At 28.4% G+C, this 10,976-nt stretch carries 15 protein-coding genes; 8 read left to right on the top strand and 7 right to left on the bottom strand.

The genetic code is table 11. The features are described from left to right. Nucleotides 1-144 precede the first annotated feature (144 nt). The gene (locus tag ABJG40_RS13070) at nucleotides 145-600 is read left to right on the top strand and encodes an RNA methyltransferase (protein WP_348025032.1); all 456 of its coding nucleotides are present in this window, start codon (nucleotides 145-147) and stop codon (nucleotides 598-600) included. A 251-nt stretch (nucleotides 601-851) separates the two neighbouring features. On the opposite strand, the gene ABJG40_RS13065 is transcribed toward ABJG40_RS13070, so the two are convergent. Continuing rightward, nucleotides 852-2,117, bottom strand: coding sequence for a D-alanyl-D-alanine carboxypeptidase (locus ABJG40_RS13065; RefSeq protein WP_348025031.1), 1,266 nt, complete (start codon nucleotides 2,115-2,117; stop codon nucleotides 852-854). Between the two features lie 93 nt (nucleotides 2,118-2,210). Between ABJG40_RS13065 and ABJG40_RS13060 the strand changes: the two genes are divergently transcribed. Beyond that, the gene (locus ABJG40_RS13060; RefSeq protein ID WP_348025030.1) at nucleotides 2,211-2,492 is read left to right on the top strand and encodes a twin-arginine translocase TatA/TatE family subunit; all 282 of its coding nucleotides are present in this window, start codon (nucleotides 2,211-2,213) and stop codon (nucleotides 2,490-2,492) included. Between the two features lie 2 nt (nucleotides 2,493-2,494). Here the strand turns inward: ABJG40_RS13060 and ABJG40_RS13055 are convergent, their stop codons facing one another. The 4 genes from ABJG40_RS13055 to ABJG40_RS13040 all read right to left on the bottom strand — a co-directional run bounded on the left by ABJG40_RS13055 (nucleotide 2,495) and on the right by ABJG40_RS13040 (nucleotide 4,423). Beyond that, complete coding sequence (locus ABJG40_RS13055; RefSeq protein ID WP_348025029.1) at nucleotides 2,495-3,136, bottom strand: O-methyltransferase; 642 nt, start codon at nucleotides 3,134-3,136, stop codon at nucleotides 2,495-2,497. Between the two features lie 177 nt (nucleotides 3,137-3,313). Continuing rightward, entirely contained in the window at nucleotides 3,314-3,577 is a 264-nt protein-coding gene (locus ABJG40_RS13050; protein WP_348025028.1) for a hypothetical protein, read from the bottom strand. Between the two features lie 3 nt (nucleotides 3,578-3,580). Next, nucleotides 3,581-4,147 (bottom strand): sigma-70 family RNA polymerase sigma factor, encoded by a 567-nt coding sequence (locus ABJG40_RS13045; protein ID WP_348025027.1) that lies wholly within the window; start codon nucleotides 4,145-4,147, stop codon nucleotides 3,581-3,583. Between the two features lie 27 nt (nucleotides 4,148-4,174). Beyond that, nucleotides 4,175-4,423 carry a hypothetical protein gene (locus ABJG40_RS13040; RefSeq protein WP_348025026.1) on the bottom strand — a complete coding sequence of 83 codons (249 nt, stop codon included), beginning with the start codon at nucleotides 4,421-4,423 and terminating at the stop codon, nucleotides 4,175-4,177. A gap of 146 nt (nucleotides 4,424-4,569) precedes the next feature. Here ABJG40_RS13040 and panB point away from each other — a divergent pair, with 146 nt between their 5' ends. From panB to ABJG40_RS13010, 6 genes are read left to right on the top strand one after another with little or no spacing between them, the layout of a single operon-like run. After that, a complete protein-coding gene (panB, locus tag ABJG40_RS13035; protein ID WP_348025025.1) occupies nucleotides 4,570-5,388 on the top strand; it encodes a 3-methyl-2-oxobutanoate hydroxymethyltransferase in 819 nt (272 codons plus the stop codon). Beyond that, nucleotides 5,389-6,327 carry a 2-hydroxyacid dehydrogenase gene (locus ABJG40_RS13030; protein ID WP_348025024.1) on the top strand — a complete coding sequence of 313 codons (939 nt, stop codon included), beginning with the start codon at nucleotides 5,389-5,391 and terminating at the stop codon, nucleotides 6,325-6,327. 25 nt (nucleotides 6,328-6,352) lie between these two features. Continuing rightward, the gene (locus tag ABJG40_RS13025; RefSeq protein ID WP_348025023.1) at nucleotides 6,353-6,811 is read left to right on the top strand and encodes a DUF1801 domain-containing protein; all 459 of its coding nucleotides are present in this window, start codon (nucleotides 6,353-6,355) and stop codon (nucleotides 6,809-6,811) included. Nucleotides 6,812-6,813: 2 nt separating this feature from the next. Further along, a complete protein-coding gene (locus tag ABJG40_RS13020) occupies nucleotides 6,814-7,200 on the top strand; it encodes a VOC family protein (RefSeq protein WP_348025022.1) in 387 nt (128 codons plus the stop codon). Between the two features lie 36 nt (nucleotides 7,201-7,236). Then, nucleotides 7,237-7,629, top strand: a complete 393-nt coding sequence (locus ABJG40_RS13015) for a hypothetical protein (protein WP_348025021.1) — start codon at nucleotides 7,237-7,239, stop codon at nucleotides 7,627-7,629. 2 nt (nucleotides 7,630-7,631) lie between these two features. Further along, nucleotides 7,632-8,030 carry a DoxX family protein gene (locus ABJG40_RS13010; RefSeq protein ID WP_348025020.1) on the top strand — a complete coding sequence of 133 codons (399 nt, stop codon included), beginning with the start codon at nucleotides 7,632-7,634 and terminating at the stop codon, nucleotides 8,028-8,030. Nucleotides 8,031-8,173: 143 nt separating this feature from the next. On the opposite strand, the gene ABJG40_RS13005 is transcribed toward ABJG40_RS13010, so the two are convergent. Together ABJG40_RS13005 and mnmG are read right to left on the bottom strand one after the other, a co-directional pair. Next, entirely contained in the window at nucleotides 8,174-9,031 is an 858-nt protein-coding gene (locus tag ABJG40_RS13005; protein ID WP_348025019.1) for a class I SAM-dependent methyltransferase, read from the bottom strand. A 54-nt stretch (nucleotides 9,032-9,085) separates the two neighbouring features. Beyond that, nucleotides 9,086-10,963: a tRNA uridine-5-carboxymethylaminomethyl(34) synthesis enzyme MnmG gene (gene mnmG / locus ABJG40_RS13000; RefSeq protein ID WP_348025018.1), complete on the bottom strand. Its 1,878-nt coding sequence runs from the start codon at nucleotides 10,961-10,963 to the stop codon at nucleotides 9,086-9,088. Between the last annotated feature and the right edge of the window lie 13 nt (nucleotides 10,964-10,976).

Raw genomic sequence — 10,976 nt, 5'->3', positions numbered from 1 at the left:
AGAAAATTTCTATAATTTTATCATCAGAAATCATAAGCAGAATATTTATTAGTAAATTGAAATTCAGTACTTTAATTTACAAAATATTCTGCTTTTTATTGCTTATTTTTTAAATATCTTACGTCGAACTCACGTTAAATAATAATGGTAAACAATTTAGAACAAGGTTTTTTCGGTATTGGAATTCAGAATGGAAAAACACCAGAAAACTTAGGTGTACTTTGGAGGTCTGCACAAAATATGGGTGCAAGTTTTATTTTTACCATTGGCAATCGTTATGCAAAACAAGCTTGTGATACTCATAAAGCAATTGGAGCAATGCCGTATTTTCATTATGAAACTTTTGAAGATTTCTTTAAGAATCTACCTAAAGGTGCCATGTTAGTTGGTGTAGAATTAGATGAAAAAGCAGTACAATTAGAAACTTTTAGCCACCCAAAACGTTGCGTTTACTTATTAGGAGCAGAAGATCATGGAATGTCTAAAATTGCTATTGAAAAATCGCATCATTTAGTAAAATTTAAATCTGAGTTAAGTTTAAACGTATCTGTTGCAGGTAGCATTATTATGTATGATAGACAGGCTAAATTAAATTTTTGATTTCAAATAAATAAGCTTAAATATTCTTTTTATTAACGTATTTATAAAGCTTATATAAAAAGTATAAAATAGCCAATAAAATTACTATTTCTAGAGATTGCCAAAAGATACTAACAGTACTCATATCATTTAAAGTTTCTCTCATTCTTTTTCTGTAAATATAACTAAGACATTAACATGAATCAATCCCTGAAAACAGTGAAATTTTTAACTCACGGTTTTCCGTTAATCGAAAATGGAAAGTTTAAAATCTAATATGTATCTCGTAACCACTTAAAAGTAGCTTGCATCTTTTCTTTAATCGCGTTGTTAGAATGCAAATAATGGTTGTTCATATAGCTGAAAATTAAGATTTTTCCAGAATTGGTAACTAAGTATCCACTTAAATTATAATTATTGCCTAAAGTGCCCGATTTTGCGTGAATGTATGGTTTAGGGTTTCCTGCATACCATTTTTTTAAGGTGCCCGATTTTCCGCCAACAGGAAAATATTGAAACAATTTTTCTTGAGGATACTTTTTATACATTTTGGTTAAAACATCCACGAAAGAAATAGGTGTAAATAAATTATATCTACTTAAACCTGAACCATCTACCCAACGTGGTTTTTGCTGTAAATCTTTTAACAGATTTTCTAAAATATGCTTTCTCACTTTTGATGAATTTAAAGTATCAGACAATGTAGAAGATGCTAAAATTAGAATTTGTTCTGCTAAAAAATTGTCGCTCACTTCCATCATTCTTTTAAACAAAGAATCTCTAGAAATGCTATATGCAATTGTTGATGGTTTTATTGTTGATGAATTTACAATTGATATTTTGTTTGGAATAATATCATTAAAAAGATTTAAGAGCAAAGAATCGCTCATAATCATTGGTATTTCAGTTTCGCGAGTTCTGTTTTTACTGAAATAAAAAGAGTTTGAATATTCCTTTCTTCCATAGCCTTTATCTGTAATTTTTAAACGTTTTTTATAATAGTTTGGAAATACATTTAAAGAATCTTGTTTACTAACTGTAACTACATTTCCGTAGATAGGAAAAGCGCTTTTTTCGGCACTAAAATAACTATCAAAATCTTCCCAAGCCCAACCTGGTCCATATCTTTTATCAGAAATATTATCAGTAATTAAATGTACTTTTTTAAATTTTTGCATCATTTTTAATGCTGTACTATCTTTAAAATACGGATGAAATAAAGTTGGATCTCCTGTTCCTTGTATGGTAATAGTATCTTTATTTATTGCGTATTTAAAAGCCGGAATTGAATCTGGTAACATTTCTAATCCTGTAAAAAGTGTAAATATTTTGGTATTACTTGCTGGTGTAAAATACTTTTCTCCTTGAGAATTATATAAAACTTTGTTTGCATCTACATCATAAATATAAATACCCGTAAACTGATTTTTAAAAAATGAAGTGGTAAGTTTTTTATCAATATTTCTACTTATTTTGGTTGATTTACAACCGATAAAAAATACAATTAACAATAGAAATAGTGGTGCTTTTTTAAGCATAAGTTGCTTTTTTTTATAATTCTGAATTCTAAATTACAAATATTTTAATTTGTGAAGTTTAAATACTGAATAAATATTTACCTTTGTAACAGTATGAATACAACTTTTTTATTTATTAGTGGTCCAGAAATTATGGTGGTTATGTTAATCGTAGTCATGGTTTTTGGTGCAGATAAAATACCTGAAATTGCAAGAGGGTTAGGTAAAGGAATGCGTCAAGTAAAAGATGCAACTAACGATATTAAAAAAGAAATAAAAGACAGTTCTGAAAAAAATGGTATTGATACAGATGTAACTAAAAGTATTAACAAAGAAATTAAGAGTGTAAAAGACAATATTGATGACCTTACTGGTCCTATCAAAAGAAACTTTTAATTTTATTTTACCCTACTTATTGTTAATCCATCTCTAATTGGCAACAAAACAGTTTCTATTCTAGCATCTTCATTCAATAATTTATTATACTCTAAAAGTACTTTTGTATCTTTATCTTTTGGTTTTAATTCTTCTACTACTTTACCACTCCAAAGTACATTGTCTGATAAAATAATTCCTCCAGGATTCATTTTATCAATAATTAAATGAAAGTAATTGATGTAATTAGATTTATCAGCATCAATAAAAACCAAATCGAATTTTTCATTAATTGTAGGTATAATTTCTAAAGCATTTCCTACAAATTGTTCTATTTGATTTCTGTATCCAGATTTTTCAAAATATTTGTTTTGTAGTGTTTCTAATTCTTCGTTTTTGTCAATCGTAAAAATTTTTCCTTCGGATGATAATCCTTCAGCTAAACAAAGTGCAGAATAACCAGTATACGTACCAATTTCTAAAATATTTGTAGGTTGTATTAATTTGGTTATTATAGATAAAACTCTACCTTGAAAAGCACCACTTAACATTCTTGGATTTAATACCTTTTGCCAAGTTTCTCTTGTTAATTCTTTTAAAATATTTGGTTCTTGTTGAGAATGATCAACTACGTAATTGTCTATTTTTTCAGGTAAAAAATGCATTTTCTGTTTGGTCGAGCGCAGTCGAAACCTTATTAAATTACTACTTAAACCTCTCGACTGCGCTCGAGGAGACAGGGATTTCAAAAATACAAAAAACGGAATTTATATTTCTATAAACCCCGTTCAATCTAACAAAAAATCAAAAAATGTGATTTTCTAAAAATCACGAAAATATCTTTATAAATTTATTTTTTCTAACTCTTTTTTAAGAGTTTCTTTTGCTTCTTTACTTAAACATGCTTTTGTTTTTTTACAACTATTTGCATGTCCTTTATAGATTTTTGTAAGTGCGTTATTCTGTTTAGAATATAGAGAACATATTTTGCATCCTAGAAAATGAATATTTAATTTCAATTTTTCTAACAAAGTTGCAGATCCATATTGACTTTTGTCACATATGGTGGTAGCTTCATCGCAAGTAATTCTTAAACTTTTAAACATTTTTTAAATATTAAACCAGTTATCTTCCATACATTTTCTAAGCTGTGTTCTTGCTCTATGAATTATAACCCACAAGTTTGACGCTGTAATGTCTAACTCCTTACAAATTTCTTCAGTTTCAAACTCTTGTATTGTTTTCATTCTAAAAACCATAGCATACTTTTCTGGTAAAGCGTCTATACAAGATTCTAATTGTAATTTTAATTCTTCATTTTCAATTGATTTTTCTGATTGATTATCCCAACTTTGAGGCACTCTCTCTTCTAACCAACTTCCTTCATTTTCTCCATCATCATAAAAATTCATTCTAACTTCGGCTTGTCCTTTTTTAGAATTTATTTTTCTATAATGATCTATAATTTTTCTTTTTAAAATAGATACCAACCATGTTCTTTCTGTAGATTTCCCTTGAAAATTTTTAGCAGATTTTAAACCTGCAAAAAAAGTATCTTGAACTAAATCTTTGGCTAAATCGTTATTATTTACACGTACAATAGCGTAATTATACATATAATCTGCATAATTATCAATCCATTTGTCTGTGTTTAATATAACTTGTTGTTCTACCATTCTAAATTTAAAAAATCAAATATAATGCTATTTTTTTTGATTTGGAGCTTTACAATTTTCTCTTCTTCTCATATCTACTAAATACACAATTTCCCAAACTCCATTATTGCTAAATAATTGAAAAGAATTTGCCCCACAATGACTAAAATTTCCGTTTAAATAAAATTCATATGGCGTCCAAACTGAAGCTAAATTTCCATCAATTTTAATCGAATAAGAAAGTAATTTTTCTAAATAAACGTCTGTTGGTTTTTTACTTGCAATGCCCTTTAACAATTTAACTTTAGTTTCTTTTTTTAAAAAATCTAAATCTAATTAAAATATCTATGTGTAAACTTTTTAGGTATTAAGATTAACGAAATATTAACTAGTTCTTTATCTGCTTATATTTCTTACATTTACAACATTAAAAAAATAAAAAAATGTCAACAGCAAAGAAAGAATACAAACGCATAACAGTTAAGTCTTTAGTAGATATGAAGAAAAATGGAGAAAAAATCTCTATGTTAACTGCTTATGATTATACAATGGCAAAAATTGTTGATGGTGCAGGTATAGATGTTATTTTAGTGGGTGATTCTGCCTCAAATGTTATGGCTGGTCATGAAACTACTTTGCCAATTACTTTAGATCAAATGATTTATCATGCAAGTTCTGTAGTAAGAGCAATTGATAGATGTTTAGTAGTTGTAGATTTACCTTTTGGTACCTATCAAGGAAACTCTAGACAAGCCTTAGATTCTGCTATTAGAATTATGAAAGAATCTGGCGGACATGCTGTTAAGTTAGAAGGTGGTGCAGAAATAGAACAATCTATTTCTAGAATATTAACTGCAGGTATTCCTGTAATGGGTCATTTAGGTTTAACGCCACAATCTATTTATAAATTCGGAACTTACACAGTAAGAGCTAAAGAAGAAGAAGAAGCTAAAAAACTAAAAGAAGATGCTTTATTGCTAGAGCAATTAGGTTGTTTTGCATTAGTTTTAGAGAAAGTTCCTGCTAAATTAGCTAAAGAAGTTGCAGAAAGTATTAGCATTCCTGTAATTGGAATTGGAGCTGGAAATGGCGTTGATGGACAAGTTTTAGTTACACATGATATGTTAGGAATGACACATGAATTTAATCCTCGTTTTTTACGTAGATATTTAGATTTGTATCAAGACATGACAGGTGCTTTTGAAACTTATATAAATGATGTAAAAACTGGAGATTTTCCAAGTGAGAAAGAGCAGTATTAAATGAAAATTCTACATCTCGATTCAAATCATCCACTTTTAATAAATCAATTAAACGATTTAGGGTATCAAAATGATGAAGATTACACTTCATCAAAACAAGAAATTGAAACCAAAATTCATTTGTATGATGGTTTTATTATTAGAAGTCGTTTTTCTATTGACAAAACTTTTTTAGACAAAGCAACCAACCTAAAATTTATTGGTAGAGTTGGTGCTGGCTTAGAAAACATAGATTGCGATTATGCAGAAAGCAAAGACATAAAATTAATTGCTGCGCCAGAAGGAAATAGAAATGCTGTTGGTGAGCATTCTTTAGGGATGTTATTATCTCTTTTTAATAAGCTCAATAAAGCTGATAAAGAAGTTAGAAACGGAAAATGGTTGCGCGAAGAAAATCGTGGAATTGAATTGGATGGAAGAACTGTTGGTTTAATTGGTTATGGAAATATGGGAAAATCTTTTGCTAAAAAACTTCGTGGTTTTGATGTAGCAGTTTTGTGTTACGATATAAAACCAAATGTTGGTGATGAAAATTGCACACAAGTTTCTTTAGAAGAATTACAAAAAAAAGCGGATGTTTTAAGTTTACATACGCCACAAACAGAACTTACACAAAACATGATAAATTCCGATTTAATTAACGGTTTTAAAAAGAATTTTTGGTTGATAAATTCCGCTCGTGGCAAATCTGTAGTAACAAAAGATTTAGTTGATGCTTTAAAATCTGGAAAGATTTTAGGTGCTGGTTTAGATGTTTTAGAATATGAAAAATCCTCTTTTGAGAACCTTTTTTCTGATGATAAAATGCCAGAAGCATTTAAGTATTTAATTAAGGCTGAAAATGTTTTATTATCTCCACATGTTGCAGGTTGGACTGTTGAAAGTAAGGAAAGGTTAGCACAAACTATTGTAAATAAAATTAAGGCATATTTTTGTTAACTTGTCAACATCAAAATAAGATGTTATGCAATACAAAGCCACAACACCAGAAGATTACATCTCTCAAGTTTCTGAAGAACAACAAGAAACTTTAAAAAAATTACGTAAAACAATCAACGATAATTTACCTAAATCTTTTGAAGAAGGCATACAATATGGAATGATTGGTTACTATGTTCCTCATTCTATTTATCCAGATGGCTATCATTGCAAACCAAAAGAACCTTTGCCTTTTATAAGTTTTGCATCACAAAAAAACTCCGTAAATTTATATCATAATGGCATTTATGCAGTACCAGAAATTTATGATTGGTTTGTGGCTGAATATCCAAAACACTGTAAACGAAAATTAGATATAGGTAAAAGTTGTATTCGTTTTAAAAAGTTTGATGAAATTCCTTTTAAACTTATTGGAGAATTATGCACAAAATTAAGTGCTAAAAGCTGGATAGAAATTTACGAAACAAATATAAAAAAGAAATAATTATGAAAAATAGAGTAACAGGTATTGGTGGTTTGTTTTTTAAATCTGATGATTCAAAAGCATCAAAAGAGTGGTATAAAAATCATTTAGGTTTTAATACAGATGATTGGGGTTGTACTTTTTGGTGGAAAGATAAAGATGGAAAAAAATGTTCTACACAATGGAGTCCGTTTGCAAAAGACACTAAATATTTTGAGCCATCAAAAAAAGACTTTATGTTTAATTATAGAGTTGAAAATTTAGTAGATTTATTAAAAGAATTAAAAAAAGAAGGTGTTACCATTGTTGGTGAAATAGAGGAATATGAATATGGAAAATTCGGGTGGATTTTAGATAATGAAGGAAATAAAATTGAGCTTTGGGAACCAATAGACCAAGCATTTAAATAGTAAAATAAATTATAATAAACTGAAAATCAAATAATTATGTTATACAAGAAAAGTTTAATCTATAAAAAAGAAGAAAATAAATCATTTACATCATCACAAGAAAAAAATAAAGATAGTGTAGCTGATATAAAAGATTCTGCAAAAAAAATATTAGAATCTACCAAAGAAAAAATAAATGATGCTTTTTCTGATGAAAATGTAGAAAAAGTAAAACAAAAAGCAGAAGAATATAAAGAAGTAGCTAAAGAAAAGGCAACAGAGTTTTCTGAAGATGCTAAAGAAGCTTTCGATATTATTTCTGAAAAAGGATCAGAATTTGCAAGTGAAGCAGCAGAACATTTAGCAGATTTAGCAGAAGATGCTCAAGAAGAAATTAAAGAGGCTACTTCTAAAGTAAAAAATTTTCTAAAAAATATTACTGGTAGATAAAAATGAAGGTACTTTCTAATCATCCAACAGAAGTATTAATCTTATTATTTTTAATTATTACTTATGCTATATCTGCAATAGAAAAAATTTCTGATTGGAAAGGTAATGTTGCTTATATTACAGATCACTTTAAAAACTCTATATTAAAAAATCATGTTTCTTTTTTATTAGCAATTCTATTAATAATTGAAATTATAGCATCTCTTTTAATGATTATTGGAGTTTATCAAATTTACACCTTAGGCTTAAAAGAAATTGCTTTAGTTGGAATAGAGCTTTCTGCACTCTCAATTATTTTTATGCTTATTGGTCAACGATTGGCAAAAGATTATCCAGGAGCAATGTCTTTAGGAGTCTATTTTATTATTACTCTTTGTGGTGTTTATTTATTAAATAGTTAAAAATGATACTTATTTAACATCTCTATAAATAATATTTATAAATAAAGCTCTCAAAACAGACGTTTTAAGAGCTTTATTATTTTTGGTAAGTAAATTACATCTTTAAGAATCTAAATACGAAAAAAAACTATTTAAAATTATTTTTAATACTTTTTAAGGACGTAAATTAAAGAAGAATACTCAGAAGTCTTTCTTGCTTTTAAATTTGATAGAAAACCTCTGTAAAAAGCATGTATAGGTTTCATTTTTTCTGACTTATATTTTTCACTTAATAAAGACACATAATAAGCATCAAATTTCATGGGCAATGTTTTTTCAACAATCATATCTTCTTCAGAAAAAATCTTATGAATTGAAGTTTGAGAGAAATGCCAAAGATGTCTTGGAACATCAAAAGCTGCCCAAAACTCTTTATAAAATTTAGCATCATAACTTTTAAAATTTGGAACAGCAATTATTAATTTACCATTATCTTTTAGAAGGTTTTTTAATTTTGTAATATAATCTGAAAGCATTTCTACATGTTCTAAGACATGCCAAAGAGTAATAATATCATATTTTGTTTTATCTACTTTATCTATACTATCTTTTAAAAAAACTTCTTTTTGTGCAGCATTATTTATAGCATCAATATTGGGTTCAATTCCCTCTACTGTCCAACCATTATTTTTACAAACTTTTAAAAAATCTCCTGTACCTGCTCCAATATCTAAAATGGTTTTTGAATCTGTTTTAAAAGAATTAATTAAAGATAATTTTCTTTTTAAAGTGTAATTTTTTACAACTTGATATACTTTATCAAAAAATGATTTTTTACTATCTGTATGTGATATATAATCTTCACTTTTATAATAATTTTCTAAATCTACAGGTATAGGAGATGTTACCAACATATCGTAGTCTTTATTTAACATTACCTCATAAGTTTCTTTAGAAACTGTAAAATCTTTACAATTCAAAAAAGGTTGTAACTTTTTTTGAAGACCTCTTTTTTTCCCCATATTTATTCTTTTTAATAAATTGTTCCTCGTGGAACATCAGCATTTTTTTCTTTTTTACCTTCCCATATATACAAGAAGAACAGAAATATCACTGGGGGAAACACCACTAATTCTACTGGCTTGTGATATAGATGTTGGTTGTATTTTACTTAACTTTTCTCTTGCTTCAAAAGATAGAGATTTTACTTTTTGATAATCAAACTTAGAAGGAATCATAACATTCTCTAATCTATTTAATTTATCTGCATTATTTTTTTCTTTTTCGATATATCCAGAATACTTTAAATGTATTACTGCTTGTTCTATTACTTCTTTATCAATAGCATTTTCTTCTAAAAAAGTATTTAATTTATTTACACTTTTAAAATCAGAAAACTCTAATTGTGGTCTTGCTGCAATTTTGTAGAGCTTCATAGATTGATTGATTAAAGCTAAATTTTTAGCTTTTAAAATAGGATTTATCTCTTCTTGTTTTACACTTGTTTTTTGTAAAAAACTAATTAATAAATCCGCTTTTTCTTGCTTCTCAATAACACGATCCATTCTTTCTTTAGATGCTAAACCTAATTTAAAAGCAATTGGTGTTAATCTTAAATCGGCATTATCTTGTCTTAGTAATGTTCTATATTCTGCTCTAGATGTAAACATTCTATAAGGTTCTTCTGTACCTTTCGTTATTAAATCATCAACTAAAACACCAATATAAGCTTCATTCCTTTTAAGTATAAATGGCTCTTTTTCCTGTACTTTTAAAGCAGCATTTACACCCGCCATTAATCCTTGAGCAGCTGCTTCTTCATAACCAGTTGTGCCATTAATTTGACCTGCAAAAAACAAATTCTCTATAATCTTAGTTTCTAAAGAATGTGTTAATTGTGTCGGTGGAAAATAATCATATTCTATAGCATAACCATATCTTAAAAATTTTACATTTTCAAAACCTGATACAGCACGAATTGCTTTATCTTGAATATCTTCTGGTAAAGAAGTAGAAAAACCATTTACATACATTTCACAAGTAGCCCAACCTTCTGGCTCAATAAACATTTGATGTCTGTCTTTAGTTGCAAAACGATCTATTTTATCTTCTACAGAAGGACAATATCTTGGCCCAGTAGATTTAATTCTTCCATTAAACATTGGTGATCTATCAAACCCTTCACGTAATAAATCATGCACTTTAGGGTTTGTATAAGTTAACCAACAAGAACGTTGTTTTTGTAATGGCTTTGTAGTTGGCAGATAAGAAAACTTCTCTGTAATTTCATCTCCAGGTTGTTCAATCATTTTAGAATAATCTAAAGACCTACCATCTACTCTTGGAGGTGTTCCTGTTTTCATTCTTCCAGATTCAAAACCCTTAGCAACTAAATCTTCTGTGATTCCTGTAGAAGCTCCTTCTCCTGCTCTACCTCCTCCAAAACTTTTATCACCAATATGAATTAAACCATTTAAAAAAGTACCAGCAGTTATTACAACTGTCTTTGCTTTTATTTCTAAACCTAAAGCCGTTTTTACACCAATAATTTTATTTCCATCAAACAATAATCCGTTTACAGAATCTTGATAAAAATCAACATTTGCTGTTTGCTCTAACATTGTTCTCCAACATTCTGCAAATTGCATTCTATCTGATTGCGCTCTTGGACTCCACATTGCAGGTCCTTTAGATTTGTTTAACATCTTAAACTGAATAGCAGTTTTATCTGTAACAACTCCACTATAACCTCCTAAAGCATCAATTTCTCTTAAAATTTGACCTTTTGCAATACCTCCCATTGCAGGATTACAACTCATTTGTGCAATGTTTTGCAAATTCATTGTAATTAATAAGGTGCGTGCACCCATATTAGCAGCAGATGCTGCAGCTTCACTTCCTGCATGCCCCCCTCCTACTACAATTACATCATATGTTGTTGTAAATAAACTCATAATTTAACGTTCC

The sequence above is a fragment of the Polaribacter sp. genome (assembly GCF_039939415.1).
Taxonomy (GTDB): Bacteria; Bacteroidota; Bacteroidia; order Flavobacteriales; family Flavobacteriaceae; genus Polaribacter.
The sequence above is the reverse complement of the archived record's forward strand: the minus strand, read 5'-3'. Positions and strand labels throughout refer to the sequence as shown.